Genomic DNA, 17,730 nt, shown 5'->3' with positions numbered 1-17,730 from the left:
GGATCGGCGTCCCGCCTGTTCCGCGAGACCATTTAAGTGGAGCGGGGTAAAGAAAGCCTGAGCGGCTTTCCAGCTGCCCCAAATATCCCGGGGGGAGCGACGAAGTCGCGAGCGAGGGGCAGCGCCCCTCGATCCCGTCGCCTCAGCGCGTCGGCACCGGCTCTTCGCCGCGATAGTCGTAGAAGCCGCGCCCGGTCTTGCGGCCGAGCCAGCCGGCTTCGACATATTTCGTCAGAAGCGGGCAAGGGCGGTACTTGGTATCGGCCAGCCCGTCATGCAGCACGTTCATGATCGCGAGGCAGGTGTCGAGCCCGATGAAGTCGGCCAGTTCCAGCGGCCCCATCGGATGGTTCGCGCCGAGCTTCATCGACTCGTCGATCGAGCGCACGTTCCCCACGCCTTCATAAAGCGTATAGACCGCCTCGTTGATCATCGGCATCAGGATGCGGTTCACGATGAAGGCCGGGAAATCTTCGGCAGACGCGGCGGTCTTGCCGAGTTTCTCGACGACCTCGTGCAGCGTCTTGTAGGTCTCCTGATCGGTCGCAATGCCGCGGATCAGTTCGACCAGTTGCATTACCGGCACCGGGTTCATGAAGTGGAAGCCCATGAACTTCTCGGGGCGGTCGGTGCGCGAGGCAAGCCGGGTGATCGAGATCGACGAGGTGTTCGAGGTCAGGATCGTCGTCGGCTTGAGATGCGGCAGCAGGTCTTCGAAGATCGCCTGCTTGACGGTCTCGCGCTCGGTTGCGGCCTCGATGACCAGATCGGTCGGGCCCAGTTCGCTCAGTTTCGTGGTCGTGGTGATCCGCTTCAGCGCGGTGTTCTTCTCGTCTTCCGAGATTTTCCCGCGCGATACTTGCCGATCGAGGTTCTTGGTGATCGTGGCGATCGCCTTCGTCAGCGCCTCGTCGCTGATGTCGTTCAGCAGAACGTCATATCCGGCCAGCGCGAAGACATGGGCGATCCCGTTGCCCATCTGCCCTGCACCCACGATGCCCACTTTCTCGATCGCCATAATTTTCCCTCTCACGTTTTGCGCCCTGACCATAGTTCTCCGCTCGGTCCATGCAAGCGAAACGCAGGGCTGAGATCATTTTAACATTAGCCGTTTGGCAAGACTTCGGGCGCATTCTGGCCTCGGGCGAGTCGAATACAGACTGAGGTGGGAAAATGGCTTTCGAATATACGGGCGATGGCGCTCTCGATTACTTCCCGTGCAGATATGGGAAATCCAAACTGCTGTTCCGCGGGCCGCGCCGTGCGCTGCAAGGCGATTTCATCGCCGCGATGGGCGGGACGGAGACCTATGGCAAGTTCGTGGAGCATCCCTGGCCCGCGCTACTCGAGGCGCGGCTGGAGATGCCGGTGGTGAATTTCGGTTATCTGAATGCCGGGATCGACGTGTTCCTGCACGAGCCGCAACTGGCCGCCGCATCAGAGGCCGCGAGGGTCACGGTGATCCAGTTGCTCGGGGCGCAGAATATGTCCAACCGCTTTTATGCCGTGCATCCGCGCCGCAACGATCGGTTCCTGCGCGCTTCGAGCCTGATGCGCTCGATCTTCCGCGGCGTGGATTTCACCGAGTTCAACTTCACGCGCCACATGCTGAGCGCATTGAAAGAACGCGAGCCCGAGAAATTCACGCTGCTCGAGGCCGAGTTGCAGGAGGCATGGCAGCAACGGATGACGGCGCTTCTGGCCAAGATCAAGGGGCGCAAGCTGCTGCTGTGGCTCGGGGCGTTCAACGATTCCGCCCGGAGCGACGATCTTGGGCCCGAGCCGTTGATGGTCACCGAACCCATGGTGGAGGCACTGCGCTCGCTCGTGTCGGACGTGGTCCGGGTCAAGCCTTCGGCGGCGGCACGTAGCGCGGGCACGGCGGGGATGCACTTCACGCCGCTTGAGGAACCAGCCGCGGAAATGGTGCCGGGGCCGCTGGTGCATGAGGAGATCGCAGCGGCGCTCGCGTCTGCTCTGAGGCCATTGCTCTAACAGGAAAGGGCGGGGGATTTCCCCGCCCTTTCGATTTGGTTCCACTATCGCGGGGGGCAGCGCCCCTTCCGCGGATCAGAGCTTTTCGGTCAGCGCCGGAACGGCGTCGAAGAGGTCCGCGACCAGGCCGTAATCGGCGACCTGGAAGATCGGCGCTTCTTCGTCCTTGTTGATCGCGACGATGATCTTCGAGTCCTTCATGCCGGCGAGGTGCTGGATAGCCCCCGAGATGCCGCAGGCGATGTAGAGCTCGGGTGCCACGACCTTGCCGGTCTGACCGACCTGCCAGTCGTTCGGCGCGAAGCCCGAGTCGACGGCGGCGCGCGAGGCACCCACAGCCGCGCCGAGCTTGTCGGCCAGCGCTTCGATCACCTTGAAGTCCTCCTCCGAGCCGACGCCACGGCCGCCCGACACGACGATCTTCGCCGAGGTCAGCTCCGGACGATCGCTCTCGGCGACCTTGTCTTCGATCCAGCTCGACAGGGCGGGCGCGTCCGACATCGCCACGGTCTCGACCGAAGCCGAACCGCCTTCGCCGGCGGCGTCGAAGGTCGAGGTGCGGAAGGTGATGACCTTCTTCTCGTCCTTCGATTTCACGGTCTGAATCGCGTTACCCGCGTAGATCGGGCGCTCGAACGTGTCGGCATCGACGACGCCGGAGACATCCGAGATCACCATCACGTCGAGAAGGGCTGCGACACGCGGCATCACGTTCTTCGCATCGGTCGTGGCAGGCGCCACGATATGCGAGTAATCGCCCGCGAGCGACACGATCAGCGCGGCGGTCGGCTCCGCCAGACGGTGGCTCAGCGACGGGTCCTCGGCCACGAGCACCTTCGCGACACCGTCGATCTTGGCGGCGGCTTCACCGGCCGCGGCAGCAGAGGCACCCGCGCAGAGCACGGTCACATCGCCCAGCGATTTTGCGGCGGAGACGGCCTTGGCGGTCGCGTCGACCGACAGTTCGCCATCATTCACTTCACCCAGCAGCAGAACGGCCATCACACGACCCCCTTCTCTTTGAGTTTCGCAACCAGCGTGTCGACATCCGGCACCATTTCGCCAGCCTGACGCGCTTCGGGCTCGGTGACCTTCACCACTTCGAGACGCGGCGAGACGTCGACGCCGTAATCCTCGGCGGTTTTCTCGTCGAGCGGCTTCTTCTTCGCCTTCATGATGTTCGGCAGCGAGGCGTAGCGCGGCTCGTTCAGACGAAGGTCGGTGGTGACGATCGCGGGCAGCTTGACCTCGATGGTCTGCAGACCGCCGTCGACTTCACGGGTGACCTTCGCGGCCTCGCCCTCAACCACGACTTCCGAGGCGAAGGTCGCCTGACCCCAGCCCAGAAGTGCGGCCAGCATCTGGCCGGTCGCGTTCATGTCGTTGTCGATCGCCTGCTTGCCGAGGATCACCATGCCGGGCTGCTCTTCCTCGACGACCTTGGCGAGGATCTTGGCGACGGCCAGCGGCTCGATATCGGTTTGCACGTCATCGGCAGCGACCACAAGGATCGCACGGTCCGCACCCATCGCGAGCGCGGTGCGCAGCGTTTCCTGCGCCTGCTTCACGCCGATCGAGACCGCGACGATCTCTTCGACGGCGCCCTTCTCCTTCAGACGGATCGCCTCTTCGACAGCGATTTCGTCGAACGGGTTCATCGACATTTTGACATTGGCGAGATCGACACCGCTTCCGTCCGCTTTCACGCGAGCTTTCACGTTATAGTCGATCACGCGTTTGACGGGTACCAGGACCTTCATGCGTGTCTCCCTTGTCTGGTCCGCCAAATTGCGGCGAACGGATTCATTCGGCAATTTTGTTACAAGAGCACGGGGCGAAGGGACAGGGGGAAAACGCCTCGTTTTGGCCCTGAAACGTCACGTCTTTTCGACTGTTTGCGCTAGCGGTCGGGGCCCATTGCCGTTGCGTCGCCCCGGTACCGTCTCGCCGATGGCAAAAAGGCCGCCCCGGGGACGGCCTTTCCTTGATTTGGCTTTCCGGCTGCGAGCTCAGTCCTGGCGCCGCTCACCGGCGATCCGCGCGTCGTTCTGCATCTCGAGCCACATCGCGTTGGCGACGGCGACCAGAGCGGCCAGCGGAAGTCCGAGGATCCATGCGAAGTACCACATCTGTCTGTCTCCTTAATAAGCTGTATGGCTGTCGCGCTCGACATCTGCGACCGTCACCTTGCCCCACAGAACCTTATAGACCCATGCGGTATAGGCGAGGATGAGCGGCATGAAGATCAACGCGGCGATGAGCATGATGAAGAGCGTCTGGTGGGAGGACGAGGCGTCCCAGACCGTCAGCGAGGCGTCGGGCATTTTCGAGCTCGGCAGGATGAAGGGGAACATCGTCAGGCCGACCGAGGAGATCACGCCGAAGATGCCCAGTTTCGACCAGAGCAGCGTCGAGACTTCGCGGCCGGCGCGCAGCCCCCGCACCGCCATGGCGATCCCCGCGAGGCCGAGGATCGGCGCAATCGCGATCCACGGGCGGTCCGCATAGGCCTGCATCCAGCTCCCGCCATGCTCGACCGTCGAGAAAAGCGGGTTGGAGGGGCCATTCGCCGGCACGACCGAGGTGACGTGGTAGCCCTTGATCCCGAAGGCGAGCCAGATGCCAGCGACGATATAGGCAACGAAGGCCACCATGCCCGCAACAGAGCCGATCTCGGTCGCGCGGACTTTCACCGCGCCTTCGGTCTTCACCGAGAGCCACGCCGCGCCATGCATCATCAGCATCGACAGCGACACCACGCCTGCAAGCAGCGCGTAGGGGTTCAGAAGGCCCAGCAGCTTCATGATGAAGTTGCCCGGATAGAGCGGCATCAGCATGTCGTTGAGCTCGAAGGGCACGCCTTGCAGCACGTTGCCCACGGCCACGCCGAAGATCAGTGCCGGAACCGCGCCGCCCACGAAGAGCGCCCAGTCCCAGCCATTGCGCCACGCAGCCGAGTCGCGCTTCGAGCGATACTTGAAGCCGACCGGACGCAGGATCAGCGCCGCGAGCACGAGGAACATCGCGAGGTAGAACCCCGAGAAGCTTACTGCGTAGAGGGGTGGCCAGGCCGCGAAGATCGCGCCCCCGCCAAGGATGAACCAGACCTGGTTGCCTTCCCAGACCGGGCCGATCGTGTTGATCGCCACGCGGCGCTCGCTATCGCTCTTGCCGACGAAGGGCAGCAGTGCGCCCACGCCCATGTCGAAGCCGTCGGTCAGCGCGAAGCCGATCAGCAGGACGCCCAGCAGCAGCCACCAGATGACGCGTAGAACGTCGAGGGGGATAAGTTCATAGAGGATCATTGGTTCTTACTCCGCAGGCATGGTGACAGGGTTGCCGCCGCGACCGGACAGGCGATCGTCATGTCGTTGCAGCCACTCCTGGGTGACCTCGACATCCTGATACGGGCCTTTCTTGATGTATTTGAGCATCAGGCCCATCTCGACGACGAAGAGCACGGTATAGAAGGCGACGAAGCCCAGCAGCGTGAACAGCAGGTCGCCCACCGAGAGGTGGCTGACCGAAAGCGCCGTAGGCAGCACGCCGTCGACCGTCCAGGGCTGGCGTCCGAACTCGGCGGTGAACCAGCCCAGTTCCGCGGCGATCCAAGGGGCGGGGATGACGATCACGGCCAGACGCAGCGCCCAGCGGGGATAGTTCATGCCCTTCCAGTTCGAGACGACGAAGAAGTAGACCATCAGCGCGATGAAGGAGAAACCTAGCGCAACCATCAGGCGGAAGGACCAGAAGATCGGCCAGACCGTTGGGACCGTGTCGTTCGCGGCTTTCTTGATCTGCGCGTCGGTCGCTTGACGCGGATCGTCCACGTAGCGTTTGAGCAGGTAGGCGTAACCGAGATCGCCGACGTTCTTGTTGAATTCCGCGGTGACGTCAGCGGGGACATCCCCCTTCGCTTCGCGAATTTTCAGCAGGTCATTATAGGCGACGATGCCGTTGCGGATCCGCTCCTCGGAGCCTTTGACGAGATCGTCGATCCCGGTGATCTGCTCGGTCAGCGAGCGGGTACCGATGAGGCCCATCACCCACGGGATATGGATCGCGTATTTCGTTTCGCGCGCTTGCTGGTCGGGAATGCCGAAAAGCGTGAAGGAGGCGGGGGCCGGTTCGGTCTCCCACATGGCTTCCATCGCGGCGAGTTTCATCTTCTGGTTATGCGTCGTCTCGTAGCCCGACTCGTCGCCGAGGATCACCACCGACAGCGCCGAGGCGAGGCCGAACGCAGCGGCGACCGCGATGGAGCGGCGGGCCAGTTCGAGGTGACGCCCCTTGAGCATGTACCAGCTCGACACGCCCATCACGAAGACGGCCGCTGTGACGTAGCCAGCGGAGACCGTGTGCACGAACTTGGCCTGGGCTACCGGGTTGAACACGACATCGAAGAAGGAGGTCATTTCCATCCGCATCGTCAGCGGATTGAACGCCGCCCCGACCGGGTTCTGCATCCAGCCGTTCGCGATCAGGATCCACAAAGCAGAGAAGTTCGATCCGATGGCGACCAGCCACGTGACGACCATGTGCTTGACCGGGCTCAGCTTCTCCCATCCGAAGAACATCAACCCGACGAAAGTCGCTTCCATGAAGAAGGCCATCAGGCCCTCGATCGCGAGCGGTGCGCCGAAAATGTCGCCGACGTAATGCGAGTAATAGCTCCAGTTCATGCCGAACTGGAATTCCATCGTGAGGCCCGTGGCCACGCCCAGCACGAAGTTGATGCCGAACAGTGTGGCCCAGAACTTGGTCATTTGCCGCCAGACAGGGCGGTTGGTCATCACATAGACCGTCTCCATGATCGCCACGATGATCGACAGACCAAGCGTCAGCGGCACAAAGAGGAAGTGATACATCGCTGTCATGGCAAATTGCAGCCGTGACAGCTCGACGATCCCGAAATCCATTCTCGTTCTCCGTTTCCCTACTTGCATCCGGCGCGGTGAAAAGCCGGATTCTCCGGAAATGTTTTTCCTGGATGCAGGTTATGAGGAGGCGGTCAGCGCGCGACTTTGAGCCAAATCAAATTGACGATGTGTCGCACGCGGACGTGAACAGAGGTGAACGGGAATATGTCTCGTGATTTTAGGGGCTTATCGTCGCAGGTCGTGCGTCATTTCAGCGCGATCGTGGCCGTGGCGGCGCTCTGGTCGGGCTGGCGGTGAGAGACCAGAACGAAGCCCGCCTCGGGCAGAAGCGCCCGTAATCCGGCCAGCGTCGCGGCGGCGGTTTGGGCGTCGAGTCCCTCGGTCGGTTCGTCCAGCAGAAGGATGTCGGGCCGGCGCAGTGCCGCACGGGCCAGCGCCAATCGTTTCGCCTGCCCGCCGGACAATCCCGTGCCGCCTTCGCCAAGCCGTGCTTCGAGCCCGCCGCGCGCCACGATCACTTCATCCAGCGCCACGGCGCGCAGCGCGGCCCATGCCGCATCGTCATCGAGTTGCGTTCCGGGAGGCACGGCGAGCGCGAGATTCTCGGCAATAGTGCCGCCGATCAACTGGCTGCGCTGCGGCACCATTGTGAGCACATCGCGCAGGTCTCCCTCCGGCCAGTCGGCCAGCGCGCGGCCCATCGCCGTGATCTCGCCACCGGACGGCTTGAGAAGGCCGGACAGCACGGCGAGTGCGGTGGATTTCCCCGCGCCCGAAGGCCCGGCAAGCATCACGGTCTGACCGCGCGCGAGGGTGAAGGTCAGATCGGAAAAGAGCGGCGCGGCGCTCTTGGCGCGGGTGAAGGCGACTTTTCGCGCCTCGAGCAGCGGGGCGTCCATATCGGTGGGGGCGTGGCCGTCGGGCTGGGCGCGTGTGGGCGTATCGGTCAGCTCCATGACCCGCGCGCCCGCCTCCTGCATGCGTCCAATCTCGGCCATGCCTCGGCGCAGCAGCATCAGCGACTCGGCCAGTGCCAGCGCGACGAACAGGCCCACGGCGGCGCGCGCGGGCGTGATCTGCCCGGCCCGCGCCATCTGTCCGGCGATCGCCAGGGCGGCCGCCCCGGCAAGCGCGGTGGTGGCGGAAATCACCGCCCCCACCCGGCGGTCGAGCGCCTCGAGATTGCGCCGCGCGAGCGCTTCGGCCTCGACCTCGGCCAGGGTCTGCGCAGTTGCGGCCTCCAGCTGTCCGGCCACGGCCAGATCGGCTCGCGCGCGCATCGTCTCCAGCGCGCGGCGGCGAATGTTCTGCAGCGCCGTTTCGGCGGCGCGGGCATCGTGGCGGGCGGCTCGGGCGACCCAAATCAGGCCGAGCCCACCGCCCAGCAGGTAGATCAGGAAGACCGCGAGCCCGATCGGCAGCCCTTCGAGCCACCCCAGCATCAGAAGCGCCGCGATCTGGACCATGCCGCCTGCAAGGAAGGGGATGACCAGCCGCAGCAATACGCCATCAAGCGCATCCACGTCCGAGGTGATCCGGTTCAGCGCCTGCGCACCGCGCAGCCGCGCCTGTTCCTCATGCGGGCGGCGCGAGACGCCATCCATCAGGTCGATGCGCAGCTTCGCCAACGCGCGCAGTGTGGCGTCATGGGTCAGTAGCCGCTCGCCATAGCGCGAGACCGCGCGGCCGAGCGCGAGACCGCGGACACCTGCCGAGGGGGTGAAGAAATTGAAGTTTAGGCCCATCCCCGCGATCCCGGCCAGCGCGGAGGCGGTGATGAACCAGCCCGACAGGCCGAGCAGCGCTGCCCCCATCGCGAGCACGAGGAACGACAGCGCGAGGCCCCTGCTGAAGGCCCATTTCTGATCGCTGATCAGGCGAGCGGTGAGGGTCAGAAGCGTTCTCATGCTGCGCCCTCCAAGTCGATCTGACGGTCCATCGCGGCAACGAGGGCAGGGTCGTGGCTTGCGACGATCAAGGTCGTACCCTGCGTTCGCAACGCCAGAAGAGCTGCGATGACTTTCGCGCCCGTCTCGCCATCGAGATCGGCGGTCGGTTCGTCGGCCAACACGATCGGGCGGCCCGCGTAATGGGCCCGCGCGATCAGCAGACGCCGCGCCTCGCCGCCCGAGACGCCGCCGCCCATATCGCCCAGCCGGGCGTCGAGCCCGCCGGGAAGGCCCGCGACGACCTCGGTGGCCTGCGCGGCGTCGAGCGCTGCATCGAGGTCGCCGGGACGGTTCAGCGTGATCAGTTCGCGCAGGCTCGCATCGGCGAAGCGCGGGCTTTGAGGAATCCAGCCGAAGGCTGCGCGCCAGTCATCGGCGTTTTCCTCTGTCAGGGAGGTATCGCCCAGCGTGATCTTCCCCGCCTCGGGATGGATCAGCCCGACCAGAGCGGTCAGAAGCGTCGTCTTGCCTGCGCCCGACGGTCCTGTGATTGCGACCGCCTCGCCCGGGGCGATGTCGCCATCGGGCAGGGGGAGCGGAGCGGCGGCCTCGCCGGGGCGGATTTGCAGCCCGTGCCAACGCAGCGCGCCAAGCGTCGGTGCCGCGCCTTCGCCTCCAGTGCCCATCAGCGTGTTGGCCTTGGCGATGGCAGTCTCGGTCGTCTCCAACTCGGAGGCTACGGCGAGCGCAGCGGCCCGGTCATGCCATGCCGCAGCGAGATCGCGCAGCGGCTGGAAAAACTCGGGCGCGATCATGAGCAGGAAAATCCCCTCGGCCGGGGTCATCTTGCTGCCCCATGTGCCGAAATTCATCCACCCGATCAGCGAGAAGCCGACATAGACCGCGACCAGCGCCACGCCGATCGCGGCGAACAGTTCCAGAAGCGTCGAGGAGAGGAAGGCAACCCGCAGAACCGCCATCGTGCGGAGGCGCAGGTCTTCGGATTTGGTTTCCAGATCGGCGCGCGAGCGGGCCTCCGCGCCCAGAAGTCGCAGATCGGTGATCGCGGCGATCCGATCGATCAGCAGCCGGTTGAGCGAACCGATTTCGACCATCTGCTTTTCCGAGGCGTCCTGCGCGGCCATGCCGACAAGCGCCATGAAGATCGGGATCAGCGGCCCGGCGATCAGCAGGATTCCCGCAACCGCCCAGCTTTGCGTGGCGGCGAGCAGGATGAAGGCGAGGGGGATGATCCGGGCGCGCAGGAAGGCGGGCTGATAGCGCGTGGCCCATGGGCCGAGCGCGCCGAGCTTCTCCGCGGACAGCGAAGCCAGTTCCGCAGGCGACAGCGCGGCGGCGCCGCTAGCCTGACGCAGCGCCTTTCGGATCAGCTTCTCGCGGCTCTCACGCAGCACCACCTCGGCGGCATCGGCCGAGAGCTTCTGCGAAATCCAGTCGAGGACGATCCGCACGAGCGCCAGCACCACGAAGCCAGCAGCCCCGGCGAGCGGCGAGAGCGACGGGCTCACCCCCGGTGCGACCAGGTCGCCAAGTACCAAACCGATCAGAGCGGCCTGCGCGGGCCAGATAAGGGCCGAGGCCACACCGAGCCACCCGGCGAGCTTCAACTTGCCCGCGACGGGCTGAGCGATGCGGGTCAGAACGGCTTTCGGCTTCGGCGCTTCGGTCGTGGCGTCTGTCATACGGGTTTTGGGGTCTTTTCCTCTTTCGCGCTTGGCTGTCGAGATAGCCGGGCAGAGGGGCTGCGACAATGGAGTGCGACAATCCGCGCTTGTCACGTCTGCGGTACGAACCTTCATGCCGACATGAAAAAACCGTTCGGATGAGGGTCCGAACGGTTTTCGAGGTTACCTGTGGCGGGGCCTTAGCAGGGCGCGATGTACTCGCGGCCATACGAGTCACGATAGCGGCACTGACCCGGCTGGTTGGCTTTACCGATCAGGGCGCCGGCAACGGTGCCGACTGCGCCGCCGATCGCGGCGTTTTGAACGCGGTCGCCATCATCCGAAACGGCAGCGCCGATCGCGGCACCGGCAACACCGCCGGTCGCGGCAGCGCGGTCCTGTTGCGACATCTGGCAGCCTGCAACGGCAACGGTGGCGCTGAGCGGCAGGATCAGGAACATCTTCTTCATGGTACGTGTCTCCCTTCTGTGTCTTCGGACATCCAACGTCGCCCCTCTCCGGGCAGTTCCAAGTTTTTCTTAATTAGTTTTGAGCATCTATTCTGGAGCCGTGATGACCCAGCGGCTTGACATGCGCGGTCATTCGGGGGTCAAGCAAAGAAAGACATCTCGAGACATACGACAGAAAGACCCGCCTATGAGTTCGACCGCCTGGCGCGTTCCCCTGATCGGAGCGCTTTTCCTTTTCGCATTGAGCGCGGTGGTGTTGATGATCATGCGCCCGCTGATGGCGATCGACGAGACGCGCTATGTCACCGTCGCCTGGGAAATGTGGCAGGGTGGCTCCAAGCTGGTGCCGCATCTCAACGGGGCGATCTATTCCGACAAGCCGCCGCTTCTGTTCTGGCTCATCAATATCGTCTGGAGCGTGACTGGCCCCAGCGAATGGGCGGCGCGGCTCGTGGCGCCCGCCTTCGGGCTGCTGTCGGTCGGACTGGTCGCGGTGCTCGCGCGCAAGCTCTGGCCGGAGGAACCGGAGCGCGCCGGACTCGCAGCACTGATCCTTGGGACGAGCGGGGTGTTTCTGCTCTTCGGCTCGACAACGATGTTCGACACGATGCTCACGGCGGCGACGCTGACGGGAATGCTCGCGGTCTGGGCGATGCGCGACACGGAGCGCTTCGCCCCGGTGATCGGGCTTGGCATCGCGCTGGCCTTCGGCGTCTTCGCCAAGGGGCCGGTGATCCTGGTGCATGTGCTGCCGACCGCGCTTTTGATGCCGCTTTGGGCGACCGGGGCGGAGCGGCCCGCGCTCAAGCAGTGGTATGCGCGGATCGGAATCGGTTTTCTGATCGGTTTCGGCATCGTCCTGCTATGGCTCGGCCCCGCGATCATCTTCGGCGGTGCTGAATACCGCGAGCAGATTCTGTGGAAGCAGAGCGCCGGGCGGATGGTGGAAAGCTTTGCCCATGGTCGCCCCGTCTGGTTCTTCGTGGCGTTGCTGCCGTTCTTCCTCTGGCCCTGGGGCTGGAGCCGCGCCGGGCTGGCTACGTTCAAGCCGTCGCGCCTTTGGGAGGATGCGGGCACGCGCATGGTGACGGTCTGGTTCGTCGCCGCCTTCGTCGCCTTCTCGCTGATCTCGGGCAAACAGGCGCATTACCTTGTGCCGGAAATGCCCGCGCTGGCGCTGATCCTGTCGGGATTGCTGCCCACGGCGGAGCGCCGGATGCGCTGGCTGCGCCTGCTGTGGCTTCTGCCCGGCGTGGCGACAGCGATTGCTGCGGCTTCGGTGCATTTCGGGGCGTTCCCCGAACTGCCCGAGGGCACCGGATCGTGGCTCTTCGTGATCGCTGGCGTGGCGATGCTCGTGGGCGGCGCGCTAATCGTGCTTAAAGCGCGGCAGGGCTGGTTCGCCGAAGCCTTCGTCGCGCCGCTGGTGCTGATCGCCATTCAGATCATGGTCTGGCCGATCCTCTGGAAAGTCTACGATCCGGCACCGATCGCGAGCCTGATCGCTTCGCATTCGGAAAATGGCGTGGCCACCACCGATCGCGGCTATGCAGGGCAGTTCTCCTTCGTCGCGCGGCTCGAGAACCCGGTGACGGTGCTTGGCAACAGCGCCGATCTCGGGCGCTGGATGGCGGCGCATCCCGACGGGCTGGTTCTCGCAGCGAATCCGATCGAGGGCGTCGACGGTCTGAGCCAGATCGCCGAGCGGCATTTCCGGCAAAACGACTGGCGGCTCTATCAGGTCGCGGAGGCGATTGCGCCGTCTGCTTCGGATGCTACGGCCACTCCCACCAGTGCGAACTGACACTTCAAACAAAAGACACGCCCGAAGCGGATGCTCCGGGCGTGCCTTCAAACCGATAGACTGCAAGTATTACGACTTGGTCTTCTCGGTGGGCCGCTCATCGAGAGTGACGGAGAGCGTGAGCGGCTTGTTCGCGCGCAGCAGCGAGAGCTGCACTTCGGTGCCCGGCTCGTCGGACCCGATCGCACGGGTCAGATCGCGGGGGGCTTTCATCGGCTTGCCATCCACGCCGACGATGATGTCGCCGCGCTTCAGACCAGCTTTCTTCGCGGGCGTGTCGGGCGACACGTCGGCTACGAGCACACCTTCCGGTTGGTCGAGCCCCAGCGCCGCGGCGATGTCCTCGCTGACCGGCTGGATCTGCACGCCGAGGAAGCCGCGCTTCACCGTGCCATTGTCCTGCAGGTCGGCGACGACGCTCTTGATGGTGTCGGAGGGCACCGAGAAACCGATCCCGACGGAACCGCCAGTGGGCGACAGGATCGCGGTGTTCATGCCGATCACCTGGCCTTGGTCGTCAAAGAGCGGGCCACCCGAGTTGCCTTTGTTGATGGCTGCGTCGGTCTGGATGTAGTTATCGAAGGGGCCCGATTTCAAGTCGCGGCCTTTGGCCGAGACGATGCCGGTCGACACGGAGGTGCCCAGGCCGAACGGGTTGCCGATCGCCACGACCGGCTCGCCGACCTGCGCGGCCTGACTGTCGCCGAAGCCCACGGTGTCGAGGTCCTTGTTGGTATCGACCTTGATCAGCGCGATGTCAGTGGCCTTGTCTTCGCCGATCACTTTCGCATCCGCGGTCGAGCCGTCGGAGAAGGTGACCTTCACGCTCTCGGCGCCGTCGACGACGTGGGCGTTGGTGACGATATGGCCGTCTTTCTGGATGATGAAGCCAGTGCCGAGACCGGTGATCTCAGGACGCTGCATCGGCTGACCCTGACCGTTGGGGCCCATGTCGGGCATACCGAAACGACGCTGGAAGAACTCGAAGGGGAAATCCTGAGGCATCCCCATCTGGGCCATTTCCTGATCGTTGGCCTGCTTCTTGATCTCGATGGTGACCACGGCGGGCATCACCTTCTTCACCAGGTCGACGGTGTTGGTGAAGGTTTCGGCCGCGGCCACGTTCGGGACCAGTGCCAGACCGCTCGTCGCCACGGCGCCGGCGCCGAGCATGGCGGTGGTGGCGAGGGTGCGCAGCAGGGGAGCTTTGCGAATGTCCTGCATGTTTCTCTCCTTTTTGACAGGTATGCACCCTATGTGAGGGCCTAGCCTGTCAGGGACTCTGCGGGAAGATTGCAGAGTTGTTATCCTTTTCACCTTTAGGGGAGGGGTGCGTGACTTGTGCGGTGTCATCGGCCACATATGTCGCGAACCGAGAAAGCGAGTGCGATGAAACTGCTGTTGATCGAAGACGACGCGACCACCGCCGATTACGTTCTGCGTGGCCTGCGCGAAGAGGGCCACACGGTCGACCATCTCGCGAATGGCCGCGACGGGCTGACCCAGGCGCTGGGCGGCAGCTATGACGTGATGATCATCGACCGGATGCTGCCGGAGCTGGACGGTCTCTCGATCACCCGCGCGATCCGGGCCGCAAAGGTCACGACGCCGATCATCTTCCTGACCGCGATCGGCGGGGTGGATGACCGGATCGAGGGGCTCAACGCGGGTGCCGACGATTATCTCGTGAAACCCTTCGCCTTCGGCGAGCTGTCGGCGCGGCTCGCGGCGCTGGCGCGTCGCCCACAAGCGCAGTCGGAGCAGGTAATGCTGGAGGCGGGCGATCTGAAGATGGACCTGATCGCGCGCAAGGTGACGCGCGGCGGACAGGAGATCGACCTTCTGCCGCGCGAATTCTCGCTGCTGGAATTTCTGCTGCGCCGCAAGGGCCGGGTGCAGACCCGGACGATGCTGCTGGAGGGCGTGTGGGATCTGAATTTCGATCCGCAGACCAATGTGGTGGAGACGCATATTTCGCGGCTCCGGAACAAGGTCGACAAGCCGTTCGACCGTGATCTCATCCACACCGTGCGCGGCGCGGGCTACCGGATCGAGGGCTGATGAAGGCACGTCTGAATCGCGCGGAAATCCTTGCATCGACGCCGCTGCGACAGGCGCTCGGGCTGATGGGGATCGTCTTTGCGATCCTGCTGGTGACGCTGGGCTTCGCCTATGTCGCGCTGCGCTCCTCGACCGAGGAATCGATCCGCGCCGATCTAAAGCAGCAGACGGCGGTGTTTCAGGTTGCCGCCAACCCCGAGACGCTCTCTGTGATCGTGTCGGCGGAGGCGCGGGCGTCCGATCCGTCAGAGCGCGCCATCGCCTTCGTGATGTCGGACGGGCGGCAGGTCGGCAATGTCCGGGTCACCCATGAGGGCGACAGCTGGGTCATCTCGCGTCATCCCGAATATGCGCCGCTATCGAAACATGGATATTTCACGCTGACCATGCCGCTTGCGGGCGGCTTGCTGGTGATCGGCGAAAGTCGCGCGCCGATTGCGGAACTGACCTCGACCTTCCTCGCGATTCTCGTCTTCTCCTTCGTACCCTCGCTTCTGGTCTCTGCCGCCTATGGTGCGTGGGTCGGGATGCGGGCGCGCAAACGGGTGAGCGCGATCGAGAACACGCTGGACGATCTTACAGAGGGGCGGCTCGAGGCGCGGGTGCCGCGCGACGAGGTGAAGGCGCGACGCGGCGATGACCTCGCACGGATCGGGGCGCGGCTTAACGTGATGGCCGAGACGCAGGAGGCGACGGTTGCGGCGCTGCGTCAGGTCTCCGCCGATATAGCACATGACCTGAAGACGCCGATGCAGCGGATTTCGGTGCTCCTCTCGGAATTGCAAGAGGCCTTGCCCGAGGACGCGCCGCCCCGCGCGCTGGCCGAGCAGGCAGGCACCGAGGCGGAGCGCGCGGTCGCCGTGTTCCACTCGTTGCTGCGGATCGCCCAAATCGAGGGCGGCAGCCCGAAGGCACGTTTCGCGACGGTCGATCTGGGCGCGCTCGCCGCCGATATCACCGAGTTGTACGAGGCCAGCGCCGAAGAGGCGGGTGGGGCGCTGACCCTGCAACGGCCCGATACGTCGCTGATGGTGCACGGCGACCGGGGGCTGCTGGGACAGATGCTGTCGAACCTGATCGAGAACGCGATCCGTCACGGCGGCCCGGCGCCGAAGATCGCGGTGACTCTGTCTCGCGAACGCGGTGCGGTCACGCTCAGCGTCGCAGATCATGGTCCCGGCATCCCCGAGGCCGAGCGCGAGAAGGTTCTGCGCAGGCTCTATCGGCTTGAACGCTCTCGCACGACGCCGGGCAACGGGCTGGGCCTTGCGCTGGTTCATGCGGTGGCGGGGCTGCACGAGGCCGAATTGCAACTGTCCGACAACAATCCCGGTCTGATCGTGTCGCTACGCTTCGTCGGGTCCGCTCAGTCGGCCTGATCGGGCAGATCGATCTCGGTCAGGAAACGCAGGCTCAGCGGCAGGGTCGCGGCCCCCAGCGCGCGCGCATCGGGCCCCACCTGACCCTCGCGCACGATCGGAACGCCCGCGCCCGAGAGGTTGATCTTCGCCAGTTCCGATTCGGTCGCGGCGACGAGCCGCGCGCGCAGATCGTCGGGCATCCAGCCGTCGATCACGATCGCATCGAGGTCGCACAGCGCCGCCGAGGACGCGGCGACAGTCGCGAGGCCCCGCGCCGCTTTCGCGAGCCAGTCGTCGACGATGTCTTCGGGAAGATCCCACTCATCGCGCCGCTCCCAGAGGAAACTCGCATCGAGCCCGCGCTCCGTCATCGCGGCTTCGATGACCGACAGCGAGGCCACGTCGAGCAACTGGCACTGGCCGCCGTGACCGTCGGGCACCGGCATCGAGGCAAGCGCGCCCGCATTGTTGTTGGGGCCGGTCACAAGCGAGCCGCTCATCACCAGCCCGCCACCTACGAAGAAGCCCACGAACGCATAGAGGAAATCGTCGGGCAATGTCTGATCGCCCAGCAAAAGCTCTGCCGAACAGGCGGCAGAGGCATCGTTTTCCAGCACCACGGGAAACGGATAGAGCGCCTCCAGTTCGGCGCGGATATCGCGTTCGCGCCAATCGGCCATCGCGCTTTCCTCGAGCCCGAGCGCGACGCCCCAATCCCACATCCTGAACGGCGCCCCGATGCCGAGGCCGGCGATGCGCTCGCGCTTCGAGGCGGGGAGTTCTGCCACCATCCGGGCGATCGCGTCGATGGCGAAGGCTATCGTGTCAGCCGCCGTGGGGTAGTCGTGGCGCGCGACACGGCGCGAGACCGGCGTGCCCATCATGTCGATCAGGATCACCTCGGTCCGGCGACGCCCGACCTTCAGGCCAAGAAAATAAGCCCCCTCGGGGTTCAGGCGCATCGGCACGGTGGGCTGGCCCACCTTGCCGCGCACCGGGTCGCAGCGCAGCAGGAAGCCTTCATCCTCAAGCGCGCGCATGATGACCGACACTGTCTGTGCCGAGAGCCCCGTGAGCCGTGCGATCTCGGATTTCGCCAAGGCGCCGCGACGGCGAATCAGCGACATCACGAGCCGCTCGTTGCGGTTGCGCATCGCGGAGTGATCCGAACCGATCTTCCCCGCTCCGGTCTTGATCAATTCCATCACGCGGTGGGCCAAAATTCATTCTCCGAGGCTGCTCGCGCATAAACTACGCCTTGTATTTATCGGCTTCCAGAGGCTCTTCTGTCAATTAATAAATCCATTTGATTTATCTATTGACGAGTCGGCCCGTGTTCGCACATGATTTACCTCGAAGCCGATCGGAGGACGGCTGGACATGTTTCTGGGAGGAGACCTGACATGAAGAAGACAACCGCGATTCTGGGAGCGACGGCGCTTGGGTTGATGGCGACCGGGGCCTGGGCGGAGACGACCGCCTGCCTGATCACGAAGACTGACACCAATCCGTTCTTCGTGAAGATGAAGGAGGGTGCGACGGCGAAAGCCGAGGAGATGGGCATCAAGCTCAACACCTATGCGGG

General features: G+C 64.5%; 15 protein-coding genes and 1 pseudogene. 5 read left to right on the top strand and 11 right to left on the bottom strand.

Features of this window, described 5'->3' with window-relative positions; genetic code table 11:
* Positions 1-142 precede the first annotated feature (142 nt).
* A complete protein-coding gene (locus B6V75_RS17160) occupies positions 143-1,018 on the bottom strand; it encodes a 3-hydroxybutyryl-CoA dehydrogenase (protein ID WP_075776870.1) in 876 nt (291 codons plus the stop codon).
* A gap of 155 nt (positions 1,019-1,173) precedes the next feature.
* Between B6V75_RS17160 and B6V75_RS17155 the strand changes: the two genes are divergently transcribed.
* Positions 1,174-1,995, top strand: a complete 822-nt coding sequence (locus tag B6V75_RS17155) for a DUF6473 family protein (RefSeq protein ID WP_088720495.1) — start codon at positions 1,174-1,176, stop codon at positions 1,993-1,995.
* Positions 1,996-2,070: 75 nt separating this feature from the next.
* Here the strand turns inward: B6V75_RS17155 and B6V75_RS17150 are convergent, their stop codons facing one another.
* From B6V75_RS17150 to B6V75_RS17115, 8 genes are all read right to left on the bottom strand, one after another.
* Entirely contained in the window at positions 2,071-2,997 is a 927-nt protein-coding gene (locus tag B6V75_RS17150; RefSeq protein ID WP_078542565.1) for an electron transfer flavoprotein subunit alpha/FixB family protein, read from the bottom strand.
* Positions 2,997-3,755: an electron transfer flavoprotein subunit beta/FixA family protein gene (locus B6V75_RS17145; protein WP_075776873.1), complete on the bottom strand. Its 759-nt coding sequence runs from the start codon at positions 3,753-3,755 to the stop codon at positions 2,997-2,999. Before B6V75_RS17145 ends, B6V75_RS17150 begins: the two co-directional genes overlap by 1 nt.
* 249 nt (positions 3,756-4,004) lie before the next feature.
* Positions 4,005-4,124, bottom strand: coding sequence for a cytochrome bd-I oxidase subunit CydX (cydX, locus tag B6V75_RS17140; RefSeq protein ID WP_075776874.1), 120 nt, complete (start codon positions 4,122-4,124; stop codon positions 4,005-4,007).
* 12 nt (positions 4,125-4,136) lie between these two features.
* Positions 4,137-5,300, bottom strand: a complete 1,164-nt coding sequence (cydB, locus tag B6V75_RS17135) for a cytochrome d ubiquinol oxidase subunit II (protein ID WP_088720494.1) — start codon at positions 5,298-5,300, stop codon at positions 4,137-4,139.
* 6 nt (positions 5,301-5,306) lie between these two features.
* Positions 5,307-6,914, bottom strand: coding sequence for a cytochrome ubiquinol oxidase subunit I (locus B6V75_RS17130; protein ID WP_088720493.1), 1,608 nt, complete (start codon positions 6,912-6,914; stop codon positions 5,307-5,309).
* A 206-nt stretch (positions 6,915-7,120) separates the two neighbouring features.
* The gene (locus B6V75_RS17125; protein WP_088720492.1) at positions 7,121-8,782 is read right to left on the bottom strand and encodes an ATP-binding cassette domain-containing protein; all 1,662 of its coding nucleotides are present in this window, start codon (positions 8,780-8,782) and stop codon (positions 7,121-7,123) included.
* A complete protein-coding gene (gene cydD / locus B6V75_RS17120; protein WP_088720491.1) occupies positions 8,779-10,467 on the bottom strand; it encodes a thiol reductant ABC exporter subunit CydD in 1,689 nt (562 codons plus the stop codon). The genes B6V75_RS17125 and cydD overlap by 4 nt, the downstream gene beginning before the upstream one ends.
* 182 nt (positions 10,468-10,649) lie before the next feature.
* The gene (locus tag B6V75_RS17115; RefSeq protein WP_075776878.1) at positions 10,650-10,919 is read right to left on the bottom strand and encodes a YMGG-like glycine zipper-containing protein; all 270 of its coding nucleotides are present in this window, start codon (positions 10,917-10,919) and stop codon (positions 10,650-10,652) included.
* 187 nt (positions 10,920-11,106) lie between these two features.
* Here B6V75_RS17115 and B6V75_RS17110 point away from each other — a divergent pair, with 187 nt between their 5' ends.
* Positions 11,107-12,723 carry a glycosyltransferase family 39 protein gene (locus tag B6V75_RS17110; RefSeq protein WP_168174506.1) on the top strand — a complete coding sequence of 539 codons (1,617 nt, stop codon included), beginning with the start codon at positions 11,107-11,109 and terminating at the stop codon, positions 12,721-12,723.
* Between the two features lie 69 nt (positions 12,724-12,792).
* Here B6V75_RS17110 and B6V75_RS17105 read toward each other — a convergent pair whose 3' ends face one another.
* Positions 12,793-13,947, bottom strand: a complete 1,155-nt coding sequence (locus tag B6V75_RS17105; RefSeq protein ID WP_075776880.1) for a Do family serine endopeptidase — start codon at positions 13,945-13,947, stop codon at positions 12,793-12,795.
* A gap of 165 nt (positions 13,948-14,112) precedes the next feature.
* Here B6V75_RS17105 and B6V75_RS17100 point away from each other — a divergent pair, with 165 nt between their 5' ends.
* Together B6V75_RS17100 and B6V75_RS17095 are read left to right on the top strand one after the other, a co-directional pair.
* Positions 14,113-14,784, top strand: coding sequence for a response regulator transcription factor (locus B6V75_RS17100; RefSeq protein WP_075776881.1), 672 nt, complete (start codon positions 14,113-14,115; stop codon positions 14,782-14,784).
* Positions 14,784-16,163 (top strand): HAMP domain-containing sensor histidine kinase, encoded by a 1,380-nt coding sequence (locus B6V75_RS17095; RefSeq protein WP_088720489.1) that lies wholly within the window; start codon positions 14,784-14,786, stop codon positions 16,161-16,163. The genes B6V75_RS17100 and B6V75_RS17095 overlap by 1 nt, the downstream gene beginning before the upstream one ends.
* On the opposite strand, the gene B6V75_RS17090 is transcribed toward B6V75_RS17095, so the two are convergent.
* The gene (locus B6V75_RS17090; protein ID WP_346393651.1) at positions 16,151-17,365 is read right to left on the bottom strand and encodes an ROK family transcriptional regulator; all 1,215 of its coding nucleotides are present in this window, start codon (positions 17,363-17,365) and stop codon (positions 16,151-16,153) included. The genes B6V75_RS17095 and B6V75_RS17090 overlap by 13 nt on opposite strands.
* A 183-nt stretch (positions 17,366-17,548) precedes the next feature.
* On the opposite strand from B6V75_RS17090, the pseudogene B6V75_RS17085 reads away from it, so the two are divergent.
* Positions 17,549-17,730: pseudogene (locus B6V75_RS17085) on the top strand (sugar ABC transporter substrate-binding protein); the annotation flags it as partial.

The organism is Thioclava sp. F1Mire-8, assembly GCF_002213165.1.
GTDB lineage: Bacteria > Pseudomonadota > Alphaproteobacteria > Rhodobacterales > Rhodobacteraceae > Thioclava > Thioclava nitratireducens.
The sequence above is the reverse complement of the archived record's forward strand: the minus strand, read 5'-3'. Positions and strand labels throughout refer to the sequence as shown.